At 43.4% G+C, this 17,933-nt stretch carries 16 protein-coding genes; 10 read left to right on the top strand and 6 right to left on the bottom strand.

The window, feature by feature from the left end; genetic code table 11:
* Window positions 1-97: 97 nt before the first annotated feature.
* The 4 genes from dnaG to rsmD form a co-directional block, all read right to left on the bottom strand.
* Window positions 98-1,837, bottom strand: coding sequence for a DNA primase (dnaG, locus tag QSH61_RS16110; RefSeq protein WP_206473681.1), 1,740 nt, complete (start codon window positions 1,835-1,837; stop codon window positions 98-100).
* A 177-nt stretch (window positions 1,838-2,014) separates the two neighbouring features.
* Entirely contained in the window at window positions 2,015-2,461 is a 447-nt protein-coding gene (locus QSH61_RS16105; protein ID WP_010607192.1) for a GatB/YqeY domain-containing protein, read from the bottom strand.
* Window positions 2,462-2,481: 20 nt separating this feature from the next.
* The gene (rpsU, locus tag QSH61_RS16100; RefSeq protein WP_010362466.1) at window positions 2,482-2,697 is read right to left on the bottom strand and encodes a 30S ribosomal protein S21; all 216 of its coding nucleotides are present in this window, start codon (window positions 2,695-2,697) and stop codon (window positions 2,482-2,484) included.
* Window positions 2,698-2,883: 186 nt separating this feature from the next.
* A complete protein-coding gene (gene rsmD / locus QSH61_RS16095; RefSeq protein ID WP_174170612.1) occupies window positions 2,884-3,468 on the bottom strand; it encodes a 16S rRNA (guanine(966)-N(2))-methyltransferase RsmD in 585 nt (194 codons plus the stop codon).
* A 262-nt stretch (window positions 3,469-3,730) separates the two neighbouring features.
* Here rsmD and ftsY point away from each other — a divergent pair, with 262 nt between their 5' ends.
* The 7 genes from ftsY to QSH61_RS16060 all read left to right on the top strand — a co-directional run bounded on the left by ftsY (window position 3,731) and on the right by QSH61_RS16060 (window position 11,539).
* On the top strand, window positions 3,731-5,866 hold the full coding sequence (gene ftsY, locus QSH61_RS16090) for a signal recognition particle-docking protein FtsY (protein WP_286122520.1): 2,136 nt from the start codon (window positions 3,731-3,733) through the stop codon (window positions 5,864-5,866).
* A gap of 113 nt (window positions 5,867-5,979) precedes the next feature.
* The gene (ftsE, locus tag QSH61_RS16085; protein ID WP_017218471.1) at window positions 5,980-6,657 is read left to right on the top strand and encodes a cell division ATP-binding protein FtsE; all 678 of its coding nucleotides are present in this window, start codon (window positions 5,980-5,982) and stop codon (window positions 6,655-6,657) included.
* Window positions 6,654-7,640 carry a permease-like cell division protein FtsX gene (ftsX, locus tag QSH61_RS16080; protein WP_017218472.1) on the top strand — a complete coding sequence of 329 codons (987 nt, stop codon included), beginning with the start codon at window positions 6,654-6,656 and terminating at the stop codon, window positions 7,638-7,640. Before ftsE ends, ftsX begins: the two co-directional genes overlap by 4 nt.
* A 298-nt stretch (window positions 7,641-7,938) precedes the next feature.
* Window positions 7,939-8,796 carry an RNA polymerase sigma factor RpoH gene (gene rpoH / locus QSH61_RS16075; RefSeq protein WP_010374102.1) on the top strand — a complete coding sequence of 286 codons (858 nt, stop codon included), beginning with the start codon at window positions 7,939-7,941 and terminating at the stop codon, window positions 8,794-8,796.
* Between the two features lie 194 nt (window positions 8,797-8,990).
* Window positions 8,991-9,704: a 1-acylglycerol-3-phosphate O-acyltransferase gene (locus QSH61_RS16070; protein WP_205992106.1), complete on the top strand. Its 714-nt coding sequence runs from the start codon at window positions 8,991-8,993 to the stop codon at window positions 9,702-9,704.
* The gene (rraB, locus tag QSH61_RS16065) at window positions 9,704-10,039 is read left to right on the top strand and encodes a ribonuclease E inhibitor RraB (protein ID WP_010374098.1); all 336 of its coding nucleotides are present in this window, start codon (window positions 9,704-9,706) and stop codon (window positions 10,037-10,039) included. Before QSH61_RS16070 ends, rraB begins: the two co-directional genes overlap by 1 nt.
* Before the next feature lie 225 nt (window positions 10,040-10,264).
* A complete protein-coding gene (locus tag QSH61_RS16060; protein ID WP_174170614.1) occupies window positions 10,265-11,539 on the top strand; it encodes a cyclic di-GMP phosphodiesterase in 1,275 nt (424 codons plus the stop codon).
* Here the strand turns inward: QSH61_RS16060 and QSH61_RS16055 are convergent.
* Window positions 11,536-11,853, bottom strand: coding sequence for a hypothetical protein (locus tag QSH61_RS16055; RefSeq protein ID WP_010374094.1), 318 nt, complete (start codon window positions 11,851-11,853; stop codon window positions 11,536-11,538). The genes QSH61_RS16060 and QSH61_RS16055 overlap by 4 nt on opposite strands.
* Before the next feature lie 373 nt (window positions 11,854-12,226).
* On the opposite strand from QSH61_RS16055, the gene QSH61_RS16050 reads away from it, so the two are divergent.
* Window positions 12,227-13,483, top strand: a complete 1,257-nt coding sequence (locus QSH61_RS16050) for an outer membrane protein transport protein (protein ID WP_102057547.1) — start codon at window positions 12,227-12,229, stop codon at window positions 13,481-13,483.
* A gap of 46 nt (window positions 13,484-13,529) precedes the next feature.
* Here QSH61_RS16050 and mutS read toward each other — a convergent pair whose 3' ends face one another.
* Window positions 13,530-16,121: a DNA mismatch repair protein MutS gene (gene mutS / locus QSH61_RS16045; RefSeq protein ID WP_206473685.1), complete on the bottom strand. Its 2,592-nt coding sequence runs from the start codon at window positions 16,119-16,121 to the stop codon at window positions 13,530-13,532.
* Between the two features lie 24 nt (window positions 16,122-16,145).
* On the opposite strand from mutS, the gene QSH61_RS16040 reads away from it, so the two are divergent.
* Both QSH61_RS16040 and recA read left to right on the top strand, forming a co-directional pair.
* Window positions 16,146-16,637, top strand: a complete 492-nt coding sequence (locus tag QSH61_RS16040) for a CinA family protein (protein ID WP_174170616.1) — start codon at window positions 16,146-16,148, stop codon at window positions 16,635-16,637.
* A 66-nt stretch (window positions 16,638-16,703) separates the two neighbouring features.
* Complete coding sequence (recA, locus tag QSH61_RS16035) at window positions 16,704-17,759, top strand: recombinase RecA (protein ID WP_095729681.1); 1,056 nt, start codon at window positions 16,704-16,706, stop codon at window positions 17,757-17,759.
* The last annotated feature ends 174 nt before the right edge of the window (window positions 17,760-17,933 follow it).

The raw sequence follows: 17,933 nt of genomic DNA, 5'->3' as shown, positions 1-17,933 counted from the left end.
AAGTTGATACAACAGGCGCCAGCTATTTAACAGCTAAATTTTGATGACGCAGTGAATAGAACATTATAGCACCGAAAATTGCTATTGACTAGAACTTCTACTGTTTAAGCGCTTGGGTAAGGAGTGCGCATTCTAGCCGCTCATCATTTGTTAGGCCTTCGGTTTTCTCCTTTATTAATAGGGTCTCTAGGCGATAATTTAAACACTGATCTTCAATAAATTGAAAAGTATTTTTAAATTCGTCTTCTAGCCTATCTTCAGCAACGCCATGTTGCCACACCGCAAGCTTTTTCAAGGCATCGAATTCAGCTTGGTCGCGATAATGTTCAAGTAACTGCGCTGTGTTTATTTGCGGGTTATCGTGACATAACATTTGTAAGCTCAGTAGCAGCTGAATACCTGGGATCGCCATTTCACCGAGTTCAGGCATATACTCAACCGTTTGCGCAAGCTGTGGATGTTGGAGCAGTAAGCCAATCGCTCGACGCATCGGCGTGACTTTAAATTGGCGCTCAATTTTATTCTGCAGCTTGTTACTTGCTAATTTAGCGCTAAGTTGCTCACGAGTACGACCAATTAACCTAGCTAAGGTAGTTAACAAACTCTCTTGGTAGTAGTCACTGGGTATTTTACTAATGAGTGGTATAGCATCGGTAAGCAGCTTAGATTTGCCTGCATCATTTGTAAGGTCGCATTGTTCGCGTAATTTGGTAAACAATACTTGCGTATAATCGGTTGCCGTGTCCAGCCGCGCTTCAAAGGCGTCTTTGCCTTCTTGCTGTACTAATGAGTCTGGATCTTCACCATCAGGTAAAAAGACAAACTGTAGAGACTTACCATCTTTTAAGTTAGGTAAAGCATGGTCAAGTGCACGCCAAGCCGCATCGCGGCCAGCTCTGTCACCGTCATAGCAGCATATCACTCTGTCGGTATTTCGAAACAAAGTTTGCATATGTTCAGCTGTGGTTGCAGTGCCTAACGCGGCAACGGCGTAATCAATGCCTTTTTCTGCAAGGGCAACGACGTCCATATAGCCTTCCACAATCAACACTTTATCTAATTGCTTATGCGCTTGCTTAGCTTCATAAAAACCATAAAGTTCGAAACTTTTATGGAAAATGCGTGTTTCAGGCGAGTTTAGATATTTAGGGCCTTGATCTGCACCCATTATCCTTCCGCCAAATGCGATGACACGACCACGTTTATCACGAATAGGGAACATCAAGCGATCGCGGAAGAAGTCAAATTGGCGGCCAGCTGACTTTTCTGATGCTAACTTTAAATCAAGCAGCTGTTGTTTGTGCTCAGGCTTGCGGGCTATTTGATTACACAATGACTCCCACTCAGGTGGTGCATAACCAATCATAAACTTTTGTACAGTTTCGCCACTCAGGCCGCGGCCTTTTACGTAGTCAATTACTTGAGTAGCATTGCTATGGTGTTTTAACTGATGCTGGTAAAACTTAGCGGCTTGGAGCATTAAGTCATAGTCAGACTTTTTTTCTTCCATTGAACGCTGCGGCCCTTGCGGGCCGTTTTCGCGTGGTACTTCTAAGTTTAATAGGGCGGCTAATTCTTCAATAGCATCGACAAACTCAAGCTTGTCGTATTCCATTAAAAAGGAAATTGCGTTGCCATTAGCACCGCAGCCGAAGCAATGATAAAACTGTTTATCACGTGACACGGTAAATGAAGGCGTTTTTTCATTGTGAAATGGACAGCAGGCTTGATAGTCTTTTCCTGCTTTTTTTAATCCCACACGACCGTCTATGAGCTCGACAATGTCCGCTCTTGCGAGCAAGTCATCAATAAACTGTCTAGGGATTTTGCCTTTCATTTAAGTTCCGAAGTTGTACTAGTGAGTGAGCGCATTATATCAAGGAGCAACGAGAAAAAATCAACTTAATTCAAGTGAGATATTTTATCAGCGCTGCATTGATACGAATGACGCCTAAAACGAAGAAACCGAGCACTAGGCTCGGTTCACTTATCAATCATACAATTGTATGCGGGCTTAAGCGGTAAGTCTTTGCTTAATTAAACCAGAGACTTTACCCATATCAGCACGACCTTCAGCTTCTGCTTTAATCGCACCCATTACTTTGCCCATGTCTTGCATGCCTGACGCACCAGTTTGTGCAATCACGGCATCAATTAGCTCGACAAGTTCATCTTCGCTAAGTGGCTTAGGAAGGAATGTCTCAAGTACGCTAATTTCGTTAGCTTCGATATCAGCTAAGTCTTCACGCCCTGCATCTTTATACTGGGTATAAGAATCGCGACGCTGCTTAACCAACTTAACTAAAACCGCAGTAATGCCTGCGTCGTCTAGTGTAGTTTGGTTGTCGATTTCTCGCTGTTTAATTTCAGCAAGTACCGCACGAATCGCGCCAAGACGAAGTTTCTCTTTGGCTTTCATCGCTTCTTTTTGCGCGTCTTTTAGCGTAACTAATAAGCTCATTGATACAAGACCAATACTGATTAGTATAATTTAACGCGACGTGCGTTTTCGCGAGAAAGCTTCTTCATGTGACGCTTAACCGCTGCAGCTTTTTTGCGCTTACGCTCAGCAGTTGGCTTCTCGTAGTGCTCGCGACGACGAACTTCAGAAAGGATACCTGCTTTTTCACATGAACGTTTGAAACGACGTAGTGCAACGTCAAACGGCTCGTTTTCTCTTACTTTAATTACTGGCATTAAAAATTCACCTACCTAATTAATGAGCTTAGCTCTATCTGGCTAAAAACTAGCCAATTGGTTCAAAAATGGTGCGGTATTGTAATCTGAAGCAAGACCGCATGTAAAGCCTAAATTATAGCTAAAAACACCAGCCCTGTCATGTCATACGCTAGCGGCTGTTTTTTCATTCTTTATGAGGGAATTTCAGCGCTGATACAGGCGGCAGATCACTTGTCCTGCATGCTTTTCTTTAATCACTTGCCAATTTTCTGGTGTTTCAGGCTGTGCCTCTTGTTCAAATTCAACATAGATGAGTGCTTCTTCGCTGAGCCAAGATTGTGACTCAAGTAAGGCACAACAAGGAGTCACAAGCTCTTTGCGAAAGGGTGGGTCAATAAAAACCAAGTCATATTGCTGTTGCTTAAGGTTATTTGCCAGCATGGTTAACGCGTCGGTATTAATGATTTCAACGTTATCCAGTTTGAGTAAAGTTGCATTATTGCTAAGCTGCGTCGCCGCGGTTTTATCCAGTTCGATAAAAGTTCCGCTTGCTGCGAAGCGTGAAATAGCCTCAAATCCTAGACTGCCAGCACCAGCAAAGCAATCGAGTACTTTTGCGTCTCTTACGTCCTGCATGAGCCAATTAAAAACGGTTTCTTTCATTCTATCTGTTGTTGGTCTTAATCCCGCAACATCATGAACTGGTAATTTGCGACCTTTATGCTTACCACTGATCAGGCGGATGAAACCAGACTGTTTGGTATTTGACTTAGGCTTAGATTTTCTCATAGCGACGTAATTTGCTTCTTTATTAAAGGTTCTTGGTGTCAGGATTTTTCATCCTTACGGAACATGGTACACTTGCACGCAATTTTGTCTAAGCACTAAGGTTGCCATCCTCGGCTTGCCTTTCGAGCCCAAAATTAAGTGTGATATCAATCCAAGTAAAAGCAATAAGCTGATGCGGATTGGCGTTTTCGAGTATGGTAGCAAGATCATCAACATTTTGCTTTGGGTTTATGCAATTTATCTAACACGGTCATAAGTGAATATGGGAAAGAAAAACAAATTTTTATCTTGGTTGGGCTTTGGTAAATCCGATAAAGAGCAACAAGAAGCTGAACGCCAAGAACAGTTAGCAAAAGAACAAGCTGAGCGTGAGGAAGCAGAACTTCAGGCACAACTTGCGAAAGAACAAGCTGAGCGTGAGGAAGCAGCACGCCAAGAACAGTTAGCGAAAGAACAAGCCGAGCGTGAAGAAGTAGAACGCCAAGAACAGTTAGCAAAGGAACAAGCTGAGCGTGAAGAAGCGGAACGTCAGGCACAATTAGCAAAGGAACAAGCCGAGCGTGAAGAATCAGAACGTCAGGCACAACTAGCGAAAGAACAAGCTGAACGTGAAGAATCAGAACGTCAGGCACAACTAGCGAAAGAACAAGCTGAACGTGAAGAAGCAGAGCGCCAGGCACAATTGGCGAAAGAACAAGCCGAGCGTGAAGAATCAGTGCATCAGGCACAACTTGCGAAAGAACAAGCTGAGCGTGAGGAAGCAGCACGCCAAGAACAGTTAGCGAAAGAACAAGCCGAGCGTGAAGAAGTAGAACGCCAAGAACAGTTAGCAAAGGAACAAGCTGATCGTGAAGAAGCAGAACGTCAGGCGCAACAAGCAAAAGAACAAGCCGAGCGTGAAGAAGCGGAACGCCAGGCACAATTGGCGAAAGAACAAGCTGAGCGTGAAGAATCAGTGCGTCAGGCGCAACAAGCAAAAGAACAAGCTGAGCGTGAGGAAGCAGAACGTCAGGCGCAATTAGCGAAAGAACAAGCTGAGCGTGAGGAAGCAGAACTTCAGGCACAACTTGCGAAAGAACAAGCTGAGCGTGAGGAAGCAGCACGCCAAGAACAGTTAGCGAAAGAACAAGCCGAGCGTGAAGAAGTAGAACGCCAAGAACAGTTAGCAAAGGAACAAGCTGATCGTGAAGAGGCCGAACGTCAGGCGCAATTAGCAAAAGAACAAGCTGAGCGTGAGGAAGCAGCACGCCAAGAACAGTTAGCTAAAGAACAAGCTGAGCGTGAAGAGGCAGAACGCCAGGCGCAACTAGCGAAAGAACAAGCCGAGCGTGAAGAGGCAGAGCGCCAGGCGAAATTAGCGAAAGAACAAGCTGAACGTGAAGAGGCAGAACATCAGGCACAGCTAGTTAAAGAACAAGCCGAGCGTGAAGAGGAAGAGCGTCAAGCACAATTAGCTCAAGAACAAGAAAAGCCGAAAAAAGAAGGTTTCTTCTCCCGCCTTAAAAAAGGCTTGTTGAAAACCAAGGCCAATATCGGCTCAGGCTTTGCTTCGGTATTCAAAGGCAAGAAAATCGATGATGAGCTGTTCGAAGATCTAGAAACGCAATTGCTAACGGCTGATATTGGTGTTGAAACCACGATGAAGCTAATAGATAACCTGACTGATGCCGCTGATAGAAAGCAGTTAAAAGACGGTGAAGCTTTATATGATCTAATGAAAAAAGAAATGTCAGAGATCTTAAAGACGGCTGAGCAACCGCTTGAGATCCCTGCCGATAAGAAACCTTTTGTTATTTTAATGGTCGGCGTAAATGGCGTTGGTAAAACGACAACAATCGGTAAGCTTGCCAAACAGTTTCAAAGCGAAGGTAAATCCGTCATGTTGGCGGCTGGCGATACTTTCCGCGCGGCTGCGGTAGAGCAGCTGCAGGTATGGGGTGAAAGAAACAGCATCCCCGTTGTTGCCCAGCACACCGGAGCCGATTCTGCGTCGGTGGTATTTGATGCCTTCCAAGCCGCTAAAGCGAGAAATATCGATGTATTAATAGCGGATACAGCGGGTCGATTACAAAATAAAGATAACCTAATGCAAGAGCTTGAGAAGATAGCTCGAGTAATGAAAAAGTTAGACCCTGATGCGCCACATGAAGTGATGTTGACGATTGATGCCGGAACTGGTCAGAATGCGATTAGTCAGGTAAAACTGTTTAATCAAGCGGTTGGCTTAACTGGTATCACGTTAACTAAGCTTGATGGTACAGCCAAAGGTGGGGTTATCTTTGCTGTGGCGGATCAGTTTAAGGTACCAATTCGATATATCGGTGTAGGTGAAGGCATTGATGACTTACGCACCTTTAAGAGTGATGACTTTATCGAGGCATTGTTCAGTCAAGAATAAATAGAGACATCAGTTGCAATAAAGCGGGCAAATTTGCCCGCTTTATTCGATTGCCGAATTGCTACAATGCCACGGACTGAGTGTCATGGTTAAAATAAGTATAAGAGGCCAACATGATTAAATTTGAGCAAGTGAGCAAAACTTATCCTGGTGGGCACAAAGCGCTAGAAAAAGTGAGCTTTGAACTTGCAAATGGAGAACTCGCATTTTTAACCGGCCACAGTGGCGCTGGTAAAAGTACATTATTAAAGTTGGTTAGCGTGATGGAAAGGCCATCAGCAGGCCGTGTCTACATTAATGGTGTCGATCTCAATACGGTATCTAACCGGCAAGTTCCTTTTGTTCGCCGAGATATTGGGATTATTTTTCAAAACCACCGCCTACTCGAACGTTACAGCGTATTTGATAACGTCGCACTACCTTTAGTTATTGAAGGTACTCACCATAAACAGATCACCAAAAGAGTACATGCCGCTTTGGACAAGGTGGGTTTGCTTGATAAAGCAAAGTGCCATCCGAGTGTGTTATCTGGAGGTGAACAGCAACGTGTTGGCATAGCAAGAGCGATTGTTAACTCGCCGCCTTTGCTGCTTGCAGATGAACCTACGGGGAACTTAGACCCAGAACTATCGATGGAAATTCTGAACCTATTTGAAGAATTTAATCGCCGTGGTACATCCGTTCTTATCGCTACTCATGATTTGGGGTTAATAGCACGTATGAAATACCGTAGCTTCACGCTGAATCAAGGACGCATGCTACAAGATCCGCTGGCGGAGGACACGCTATGAGTTTGCTGTTTAAAGGACGAGGAAATCAGGCTGAACAGAGTAAAAAGTCGATATTTCATCATTTTTACTTTTTTTGTTTGATGATTATTCGTCAAGGTGTACAGAGCCTTGGGGAAATGTGGCGTACGCCAATGGCCTCTTTAATGACTATTCTAGTTTTGGGGCTCAGCCTGACATTGCCCGCGACGCTTTATGTGGTAGTGAAAAATGTACAGCAGGTAAGTAGCGGGTTTAAAGAGGCATCTGAAATATCATTGTTCGTTAAAGATGAAATGACTGAGGCACAGACACAAACCTTGGTAAAGCGGCTTGCACTCTATCCAGAAATAGAAAAAGTAGTACTGATAAGTAAAAGCCAAGCTTTGGATGAATTTAAGTCTATGTCTGGCTTTGGTCAGGCGCTTAACTATTTAGAAGAAAACCCGCTGCCTAATGTTGTGCTAGTAACGCCTGTTAGTCGTTTTAGAAAACCACAAGCCGCAACAGAGCTTCTCACTAAACTCGAAAAAGAACGAGAGGTCGAGTTTGGTAAGCTGGATATTGAATGGCTAGAGCGCCTAAATGCACTACTGGGATTACTAAAAGAAAGTGTGATCACCGTGGGGTTTCTATTGCTTAGCGCCGTTATCTTGATTATTGGAAATACCATACGCTTATCCATCATGGACAAGAAAGAAGAAATTCAAGTGCTAAAACTGGTGGGAGCGACCAATACCTTTATTCAGGCTCCGTTTCTTTGGACTGGTGTATGGTATGGCATAGTCGGTGGTTTGGTTGCCTTTATCTGTGTTGCTCTTATGTTGTGGTGGCTGGAGTCAGCTGTATCTACAGTTGTTGGGGTATATCAAAGCAACTTTGTGCTTCAGGGAATGGCAGGGAATGAACTTTTAGTGCTACTTGGCACTGCGATTACTTTAGGGTTTGTAGGCTCTTTTCTTTCTGTACACCGTTATATCAAAGAGATTGAACCTGAAAAGGTATGATTTAACGCTACAAACACCAATCGACTGCTAAAGTGTAGCAGTCGATTGCCAATTACTATCAGATTTTAGCACTCAAACAATCAGAACTATTTAAATTTAGCACTGTCATAAAAAAATAATATCGTAAAAAGAAGCCTAGTTAATTCAATATTTTTAATATTATTCAGTAGGTTATATTTTATTTTCGAAGTTCTTCTAAAAAGGTTGATTTTAAAAATCAGATAAAGTAGATTGCATTTAGCACTCTAGATGTTAGAGTGCTAAATATACACGAAACGGTTTATCACTGAGGTGAAACATGACTAAAGATTTATACGCATTAGCACTAACTGGGCAGCAGAGCGCAAGTGTTGAAGGTTACCTTCAATCTGTAAGCACAATACCTATGCTTGGCGCTGAGGAAGAGAAAAAACTTGCGACACGTCTTCAGGAAGAAGGGGATCTTAACGCGGCTAAGCAGCTCATTATGTCTCATTTGAGATTTGTTGCTCACATCGCAAAAAGTTATTCAGGCTATGGCCTACCTCAGGCTGACTTGATCCAAGAAGGTAATATTGGATTGATGAAGGCAGTAAAGCGTTTTGACCCAAGCGTGGGTGTGCGCCTTGTTTCTTTTGCGGTACATTGGATTAAAGCAGAAATCCATGAATATGTATTAAAGAACTGGCGTATTGTTAAAGTTGCGACGACAAAAGCGCAGCGTAAATTATTCTTCAATCTGCGCAAAAATAAAAAGCGTTTAGGTTGGTTTAACCAAGACGAAGTGACAACGGTTGCAAATGAGCTTGGTGTAAGTGAGAAAGAAGTTCGCGAGATGGAATCGCGTATGGCAGGCCAAGATATGGGCTTTGACCTATCTGCTGATGATGACGAAAGCCAAGCGGGTAACTTCTCTCCAGTACAGTATTTAACAGACACAAGTAGTGACCTTGCTGAAGAAGTTGAGCAAGAGCAGTGGCAAGAGCAGTCACATAATCGCCTATTTGCAGCACTGAAAACGCTTGATGAGCGTTCTCAAGATATCGTAAGTGCACGTTGGCTTGCTGACGAAAAGGCAACGCTACAAGATTTAGCTGAGAAATATAGCGTGTCGGCAGAGCGTGTACGCCAGCTAGAAAAGTCAGCAATGAAAAAGCTGCAAAACGCAATGAGCTAAATTTAGCAAAAATGATAAATCGTGTGTCAAATGCCGCTACTCAGCGGCATTTTTATTTTCTATAAACAGATCAGCATCTTAACTCTCATACCTAGAGACTCCTCTGGCAATCTCAAAACTATCATCATTTTGAGCTTACAAGTGTTCGCTTATTTTACTATAATGCGCGAGATTTTAATTCTGGAGTGGTTAAATTGATTGCCATTATACGAATTCTCTTATTAGCAGTGTTTATCATTGTTAGTGGTATTTGCGGATTGTTATTGTGCATTGTGCGTCCTTTTCATGCCAACAATGTGCACACGATAGCCAAATGGTATGGCTATATGTCAAAGTTGATAGGCGTTGAGTTGGTGATCACGCAGCATGAAAATGCCAAGCATGTTGTTCCAGCGATGTATGTTGCAAATCATCAAAATAATTATGATCTCTTTACGCTGCCGGCCGTGGTGCCAAAAAACACCGTCAGCATGGGGAAAAAAAGCTTAAAGTGGATCCCGTTCTTTGGGCAAATGTATTGGCTATCTGGCAACATTTTGATTGATAGAGCTAATCGCTCTAAAGCTTTAGGTACACTAACCAAATCAGCAAAAAAAATCACCGAGTCAAAACTATCGGTTTGGATGTTCCCTGAAGGAACCAGAAGCTATGGTCGCGGTTTGTTGCCATTTAAAACTGGGGCATTTCATACTGCAATGAGCGCCAATGTGCCTATTGTCCCAGTATGTATGAGCTCAACGCATGAGCAGATAAAGCTCAATCGTTGGAATAATGGTAAGGTCTATATCGACATGCTAGAACCAGAATATTTAGACCCAGAAGTGCCTGCAAGGGATCACGCTGCTCAGATCCATGCTAAAATGGCTCAAAGAATAGCTGAACTAGATGCAAAAGCGAGATTAAAATAATGGAAAACTGGCGTGAGATAAGTGAAGATATCGTTTCTTCATTGCTAGAAGACGGTTCAAACCCTGAAACGCTTTATGAAGTAGAACATCACTTTGTAAGTGAGGATTTTGACAAGCTGGAAGCAGCAGCATTAGCGGCATTTAAATTGGGCTATGATGTTGAAGAACCAGCAGAGCTTGAGCTCGAAGACGGCGGTAAAATTTGGGGCTTTGATGTTGTAGTAGAAGCCGAACTGGATACCGACGTTATCATGGAAGACGTAGACAAGTTAGAAAAGGTTGCACTAGACGCTGGCGTTGAATACGACGGCTGGGGAACTTATTTCCAAGAATAGCAACTGTATAAAACCCAGCATGTATATGGTGTTGGGTTTCCCCTTCTGCAACACTTCATAAATACCTCAAATTAAATCACTTAATTAAGTAAACTGGTATAACAAGCGTTTCTGAGTGGTTGTAATTTCACCATACCTTTGTGTGAATTTAATCTGAATAGATGGTGTTTCACCTCATTCAATGGTATTAATATTCATTGGCTAACTACGTAGTGTAAGCGATTCATGCAGATTGTCCTCCCAATTGAAGATCTTAGACCTGGCATGTTTGTGGATAATGTTCACAAGCATAAGTCTGACGCGGGTATTAAGATCAAATCTCGGGGAATGGTCAGAGATGAAGCCATCATTCAAAAGCTGATTGACAAAGGAGTACTGGAGCTCACTATAGACTTTACGCAGAGCGATATTCCTGTACCACAGAAATACCAGCAGCCAGCAGAACCGGTCACTGAAGCGCCACAAACCCCTGAAGAACCTGCCGCCAAAAATGGCATGGATGGCAGTCTTTCCACCGCTCGCAGCAAGCCAAAATCCAAAGCCAAAACGGTGAGTAAAGAACAAACTTTGCAGCAAGAATTTGCGGTTGCGATGCAAAAGTTTGAAAAGAATAACCGTCAGATCCAAAGCCTCTATGGAGATGTAACATCGGGTTTGAAGGTCGATATGAGCCTCATCAATGAGGTAAGTAAAGACATCGTCGATTCGGTACTGCGTAATTCAAATGCGATGGCGATTTTAACTCGGATCAAAGACAAAGATGCCTACAATTGGCGTCATATGACCAACTGCGCCATTCTGATCACCGTATTTGCCAAGCACCTCGGTTTGCAACATCACATTATTGAACAGTTAGCCATGGGGGCGATGTTGCATGACATTGGTCACGCTAAGTTACCCCAGGGGCTGATCAATAAGCCGGGCAATTTTACCGATCTTGAGTATCGTGCGGTCAAAAAACATGTGGCACAGTCTTTAGGGTTGAGCAAAGGTGAGTCTGGGATCACGCCTATTATGCTGGACATGATCATCAACCATCATGAACGCTTAGATGGTACAGGTTATCCGAGAGGGATTAAAGACGACGCACTCAGCACCGCGGCAAGAATGATGGCGATTGTGGATGTATACGACGCCATAACCTCAGATCAGCACCACAAAGAGGCTGATGAACCAATTAATGCGTTACGTTTTTTACTGTCGAGTAAAAAGCAATTTGATCCTATTTTAGTGCAGCGTTTTATTAAGTGTATGGGGGTTCACCCCGTAGGGACTATTGTTAAACTGACCAACGAGCGATTAGGATTGGTACTAGAAGGCAATAAGCATGCACCAACCGCACCTCTTGTACGAGTGTTTTACAATACCAAACATCTCCACCATGTTACGGCAAAAGATTTGGATTTAAGCGAGTCAGAGATAAAAGTGATCGCAAGTGTCAGGCCGCTTGATTATCAAATTAACCTCTCACGATTGCTAAGAGATCAATTACTGATTTAAGGTTTGGACTGCGCGACAGGGAAGAAAGCGTTTTTACAGCGTCTTTTGAGATTTTGCCATCTAGCAGAGAGCATCGCGCCAGTCATACAGCTTGCCATCATTAATATCCACAGTAATGTTCCCTTTTCCGAATGTAACGCCGCACAGCTTAGCAGCAGTGATAGCAGCGCTGCAACAATAGCACCTAACCAGTATTGACTGACCGGGTTATCGCACTCTCCCGCGTGGCGACAGGCACAGTAGTTTGCTTTACACAGGCAATATACGCTGAGACCGCAAAATACCAATGCGCAAACGATTAATGCTATCGACATGTTGTTCTCCTTAGCACGATTAACACACTGAATGACTCATACTCAGATTGAAGAGTGTATATAAGGGATGAAGGTACGTCAATGATATTGGTAATTATTATCATTTGATAATTTATCTCATCCGATGAGTTTACAAAGTGCGTAATTTGTTCGTTATATGTTCACTTAATCAACGAAAAGTCGCAAAAAAGGAGATTTCTACTCCACTTTTAGGTAGGGTGTCATGAATTTATTATTCTGCCAATTTGGTGGGTGTGTGGCATAGCTGGATATTGGCTAGGTGAGCAAGGTCAAAGTGAGGCTGCGCAGTGTTACTCGAATTGGTTTTTTTAACCATTACTCAGGAAATGGTTAGTTCACAGGGGATTAGAGTATGAACAAAGTATTATTAGGTCTTATCGCATCAGGTGCGATTTTATCGTCATCACAAGCACTAGCTGCCGCCTTCCAACTTGCGGAACAAAACGTCTCTGGCCTTGGTCGTGCTTATGCGGGTGAAGCATCTGCAGCCGACGATGCGTCAGTGGTTGCACGTAATCCAGCATTGATGGGTAAGCTATCAGGCACGCAATTATCAGTAGCAGCTATGTATGTTCAACCGGACGTAAGCCTGACGGGAACAGGTACTAGCAATGGTATCCCTGCATCAGCGTTAAATGACAACAGCATCGCACCAAGTGCTATTATTCCTGCTATTTATGCAACGCACAAATATAACGACCAATGGTCGATTGGTGCTGGTATCTATTCACAGTTTGGTCTATCTACAGAATTCGATAAGGATTATGTTGCAGGTCAAATCGCGGGTGAAACTGAAATTAAGACCGTTAACTTAGGTATTTCTGCTGCTTACCAAATTGATGAGCAATGGAGCGTAGCGTTTGGTATTAATGAAGTTTATGCCGATGCTAAAATCGTTCGTAACCTTGGTGCGACAACGACAGGTTTGCCAGCCAGTACTCAGGCGGTACACTTAGAAGGTGACGATTATGGCTTTGGTTGGAACCTAGGCGTTGCTTATCAAATCGATGAAAACAACCTAATCGGCTTCCATTACCGCAGTGAAACAGATATCACATTTGATGGTCACTTTAGTAACGACTTACCAGCAGCGATGGGCGGCTTGAATGGCGCGTCACTACCAGGTTCAGTGGATGTAACGTTACCTGCGATTGCTGAGATCTCAGGTTCTCATAAATTAAACCAAGAAACCTCACTACACTACAGCGTACTTTGGACAGGTTGGAATAGTTTTGATGAACTTGAAGCTGTAGTTGGTAACGCAGGTTCAGTATTCACTAAAGAAGAGAATTTCTCTAATTCATTACGTTTTGCAGTTGGCGCTGACTATCAGCTTAGTAATGCGGTGAAACTACGTGCAGGTATGGCATATGATGAGTCACCAGCGGATGAAAACCATCTATCTATCTCAATTCCTGATACAGACCGTACTTGGTACTCATTTGGTGCGGAGTATACACTTGCTAACCAAGCAACTGTAGATTTCGGGATCAGTGTTTTAAGAGGTAAAACACAAACTTTCACTGAAGCTGACAGATTCAGTGAGTGGGGCTATCGCTCTAAAGGCCATGCGATGATCTTTGGTCTTCAGTATAACCACAAGTTCTAATTATGAGAGAACATTAAAAAAGCGGCTTTTAGCCGCTTTTTACTTTCTATAGCATAGATTTAAGTTGATATAGCAAAGCATGAGCTTGCTTTGGTGTCATATCATCGGGATCCATATCTGCAAGTAGCGCTTCAACCTCAGAAGGCTCATTGGCAAGCATTAAGCTCTGCTGTACAGGTGCGGCTACATGAACAGGCTTATCGCCAACGACACTCTGATGTTGCTCTAACAAAGCGAGTTTCTGTTTCGCTAACTTAATCACTGCTTTTGGCACGCCGGCAAGACTTGCTACCTGTAAACCAAAACTCTTACTTGCAGCCCCTTCCATCACTGTGTGTTTGAAGGCAATAGTATCGTTATGTTCAACGGCATCCAAATGCACATTAACAAGGCCTGCTTGCTGCTCAGCCAATTCGGTTAACTCAAAATAATGAGTAGCAAACAGTGTTTTTGCTGCAATTTTGCTGGCGAGATAATCCGCTGTCGCATAAGCGAGTGATAAACCGTCATAGGTGCTTGTCCCACGACCAATTTCGTCCATTAGCACCAATGATTGGGCGGTTGCATTGTTTAAAATGGTTGCAGTTTCGGTCATTTCAACCATAAAGGTTGAGCGCCCAGAGGCAAGGTCATCACTGGCACCAATGCGAGTAAAAATACGATCGACAATTCCGATGGTGGCTGCGCTTGCCGGTACATAGCTGCCAATATGCGCCATCAACACAATTAACGCGGTTTGACGCATATAGGTCGATTTACCACCCATATTTGGTCCAGTAATAATGAGCATTTTACGTTCATCGTTGAGTTTTACTGGGTTGGCAATGAATGGTTCTTTACTTACTTGTTCTACGACTGGGTGGCGACCATCCACTAAATCAATTTCAGTGCCCTCGGTAAGCGTGGGCTTGCAATAGTCTAGTGTCTGAGCACGTTCGGCTAAGGTGTTTAATACGTCCAGATCGGCAAGCGCTGCAGCCATGACTTGCAATTGTTCAATATAAGGAGCGATGAGTTCAAAGAGCTCTTCATATAGGCGCTTTTCAAGTGCTAGTGCTTTCGATTGGCTACCAAGCACTTTGTCTTCATGTTCTTTTAGCTCAGGAATAATGTAGCGTTCGTTATTTTTCAGTGTTTGTCTGCGAATGTATTCCGCAGGCACTAAGTGCGAATTGGCCCGGCTGATCTCAATATAAAATCCGTGAACGCGGTTATACCCAATTTTTAATGTCGAGATCCCTGTGCGTTCGCGCTCTCTTTCTTCAAGTTTTTCTAAAACATCCGTGGCACCTGCGCTTAATGCGCGTAGCTCGTCAAGCTCTGCATTGTAGCCCTGTGCTATTACTCCACCATCACGAATGAGAACAGGGGGATTGTCGATAACCGCTCGTTCTAACAAATCTTGTAACTTAGGTAATGCAGGTGAATGGCTAATAATAGACTGAAGTCTCGTATCCGTCGCATCTTGTAAAATATCATGCAGTGGCGGTAACGCTTGTAATGCACTTCTTAAGCGCGTTAGATCACGCGGACGAGCGGTAAATAACGCTAACCGGGCTACGACTCGTTCAATATCGCCAATGTGTTTTAGTGCATCGTAAACTTCCATACATAGTTGTTGTTCGATAAGGCTCGCAATCGCATTGAGTCGAGCATTGAGCTCTTTGCGTTCGCGCACGGGCGTATGAATGCGGCGTTTTAGTAAGCGCGAACCCATGGCTGTTGAAGACTTATCTAAAATCTGCGCTAAGGTGTTTTCAACACCGCCAGAGAGGTTTAGAGTTAGCTCTAAGTTTTTGCGCGTCGCGGCATCTAAGATCACCGCGTGCTCATTCTTTTCGAGCGTGATCGCACGAATATGAGGTAATGCAGTGCGTTGCGTGTCTTTCACGTATTGCATGACACAACCCGCGGCGATTAAACCCATATTGGCATTGTCGACACCAAAACCGACTAAGTCGCGGGTTGCAAACTGCTGACAAAGTAAATGCTTTGCTGTGTCTAAATCAAACTCCCAATCTGGACGGCGACGACTGCCTTTAATGCTTTCTAGCACTAAAAGGTTCTGAAATGATTCTGGATATAACAATTCTGCGGGCTGCAAGCGCTGTAGCGTGGAATTAAGTGCTTCGTCAGTCTGTAGCTCTACGATATTAAATCGGCCCGAGTTAATATCAAGATAGGCAACGCCATAACCTAAGTTTTTTGGATGTTGGTAGACCGCCGCAAGTAAATTATCTTGGCGTTCTTGCAATAGTGCTTCGTCGGTGACGGTACCTGGAGTAACAATACGCACAACTTTACGTTCTACAGGACCTTTACTGGTCGCTGGGTCGCCAACTTGCTCACAAATAGCAACAGATTCACCCAGTTGTACCAAGCGAGCTAAGTAGTTTTCAACTGCATGATAGGGAACACCTGCCATTGGAATTGGATTGCCACCGGCTTTACCGCGATAGGTTTGAGATATATCGAGAAGCTGCGCCGCTCTGATAGCATCGTCAAAGAAGAGTTCATAAAAGTCGCCCATGCGATAGAACAGCAAGATTTCTTGATGCTGAGCTTTAATTCGCAGGTATTGCTGCATCATTGGGGTTTGTTGGTTTATAGTGTGTTCTGAATATAGATCTGACGACATTGTTGATACCTAAAAGGTTTTCCTATGGAGCACTACAAAGAGATAGCCGAATATGCGGCACAATTGGGCGCTATTCTAACGAATAACGGCGTAACAATCACTACCGCAGAGTCATGTACAGGTGGTGGGGTGAGTTATGCGTTAACAGATACGCCGGGGAGCTCTGCTTATATCGAACGTTGTTTTGTGACATACAGTAATCAAGCTAAGCACGAATTATTGGGAGTATCACAACAAACCCTAACGCAATTTGGTGCCGTGAGTGAGCAAACGGTTTTGGAGATGGTCAAAGGTGCTCAGCAGGCAGCTCATGCTGAAGTTGCCATTGCTGTGTCTGGTATCGCTGGACCAACTGGAGGCAGCGTTGATAAGCCCGTAGGTACTGTATGGTTTGCTATTGCGAATAGTGATAGAGTTCAGGCATTTCACCAAGTATTTACTGGGAATAGGGCCGAAATAAGACTTCAAGCCATTGAATTTGCATTAAAAAATACTGTAGCGATGGTAAAATCATAAAATTCTACTTGATACTGTAATTTCATACAGTATACTAGGTGTCATTACGCTGAATTGGAGAAGCAAATGAACGATAACAAGCAAAAGGCATTAGACGCAGCACTATCACAAATTGAGCGTCAGTTTGGTAAAGGCTCAATCATGAAACTGGGTGAGAACAAGGCGCTAGATATTGAAGCCATCTCAACGGGTTCATTAGGTCTGGATATTGCACTTGGTATCGGCGGCTTACCAACTGGTCGTATTGTTGAAATCTATGGTCCAGAATCATCAGGTAAAACAACGCTAACATTACAAGCGATTGCAGAAGCGCAAAAAATGGGAAAAACATGTGCGTTCGTTGATGCTGAACACGCACTCGATCCAATCTATGCCGAAAAGTTAGGCGTTAATGTTGATGAGTTATTAGTATCACAGCCTGACACCGGTGAACAAGCGCTTGAAATTTGTGACATGCTAGTTCGTTCTGGTGCGGTTGATTTGGTTGTTATTGACTCGGTAGCAGCACTTACCCCTAAAGCTGAAATTGAAGGCGATATGGGTGACTCACACGTTGGTTTGCAAGCTCGACTCATGTCACAAGCATTGCGTAAGCTTACAGCTAATATCAAACGCTCGAACACATTATGTATTTTCATCAACCAAATTCGTATGAAGATTGGTGTGATGTTTGGCAACCCTGAAACCACAACTGGTGGTAACGCACTTAAATTCTATGCATCTGTACGTCTTGATATTCGTCGTATCGGTTCAGTGAAAGAAGGTGATGAGGTTGTTGGTAACGAAACTCGTGTTAAGGTTGTGAAAAACAAAGTAGCACCACCATTTAAACAAGCTGAGTTCATCATCATGTACGGTGAAGGTACGTCGAAACAAGGTGAGTTGATAGACTTAGGTGTGAAACACAAACTGGTTGATAAAGCGGGTGCTTGGTTTAGCTATAACGGCAGTAAAATTGGCCAAGGTAAAGCAAACTCAATTAAGTTCTTAAAAGAAAATGTTGAGATTGCCAATGAAATTGAAGGCAAGTTAAGAGAAATGCTCCTAGCGCAAGCGGTTATTATGCCTGAAGAGGGTGAAGATAAAGGCCTTGCTGAAGTTGAAGATGATTTAGAGCTATAGGCTAACCACTCAAGCTTAACGGCTCGCCAGCAAGCTTGAGCTATATTTTAAAAAGCCCAAAGGTTAACCTTTGGGCTTTTTACATTTTATAAAAGTTTACTTTTGATAACAAAGAGATAGTTATCGATTAATCCGAACAATACAGCTATTTTGATATAAAAATAAAATACGTTG

It is taken from the genome of Pseudoalteromonas sp. JC3 (genome assembly GCF_030291895.1).
Lineage (GTDB): Bacteria > Pseudomonadota > Gammaproteobacteria > Enterobacterales > Alteromonadaceae > Pseudoalteromonas.
The sequence above is the reverse complement of the archived record's forward strand: the minus strand, read 5'-3'. Positions and strand labels throughout refer to the sequence as shown.

Excerpts from the sequence above, each read along its gene's own strand:
- rraB (WP_010374098.1), top strand. The coding sequence starts at position 9,704 with ATGGAAAACTGGCGTGAGATAAGTGAAGATATCGTTTCTTCATTGCTA.
- ftsE (WP_017218471.1), top strand. The coding sequence starts at position 5,980 with ATGATTAAATTTGAGCAAGTGAGCAAAACTTATCCTGGTGGGCACAAA.
- rpsU (WP_010362466.1), bottom strand. The coding sequence starts at position 2,697 with ATGCCAGTAATTAAAGTAAGAGAAAACGAGCCGTTTGACGTTGCACTA.
- dnaG (WP_206473681.1), bottom strand. The coding sequence starts at position 1,837 with ATGAAAGGCAAAATCCCTAGACAGTTTATTGATGACTTGCTCGCAAGA.
- QSH61_RS16060 (WP_174170614.1), top strand. The coding sequence starts at position 10,265 with ATGCAGATTGTCCTCCCAATTGAAGATCTTAGACCTGGCATGTTTGTG.
- rpoH (WP_010374102.1), top strand. The coding sequence starts at position 7,939 with ATGACTAAAGATTTATACGCATTAGCACTAACTGGGCAGCAGAGCGCA.
- recA (WP_095729681.1), top strand. The coding sequence starts at position 16,704 with ATGAACGATAACAAGCAAAAGGCATTAGACGCAGCACTATCACAAATT.
- QSH61_RS16105 (WP_010607192.1), bottom strand. The coding sequence starts at position 2,461 with ATGAGCTTATTAGTTACGCTAAAAGACGCGCAAAAAGAAGCGATGAAA.
- rsmD (WP_174170612.1), bottom strand. The coding sequence starts at position 3,468 with ATGAGAAAATCTAAGCCTAAGTCAAATACCAAACAGTCTGGTTTCATC.
- ftsY (WP_286122520.1), top strand. The coding sequence starts at position 3,731 with ATGGGAAAGAAAAACAAATTTTTATCTTGGTTGGGCTTTGGTAAATCC.
- QSH61_RS16040 (WP_174170616.1), top strand. The coding sequence starts at position 16,146 with ATGGAGCACTACAAAGAGATAGCCGAATATGCGGCACAATTGGGCGCT.
- QSH61_RS16050 (WP_102057547.1), top strand. The coding sequence starts at position 12,227 with ATGAACAAAGTATTATTAGGTCTTATCGCATCAGGTGCGATTTTATCG.
- ftsX (WP_017218472.1), top strand. The coding sequence starts at position 6,654 with ATGAGTTTGCTGTTTAAAGGACGAGGAAATCAGGCTGAACAGAGTAAA.
- QSH61_RS16055 (WP_010374094.1), bottom strand. The coding sequence starts at position 11,853 with ATGTCGATAGCATTAATCGTTTGCGCATTGGTATTTTGCGGTCTCAGC.
- mutS (WP_206473685.1), bottom strand. The coding sequence starts at position 16,121 with ATGTCGTCAGATCTATATTCAGAACACACTATAAACCAACAAACCCCA.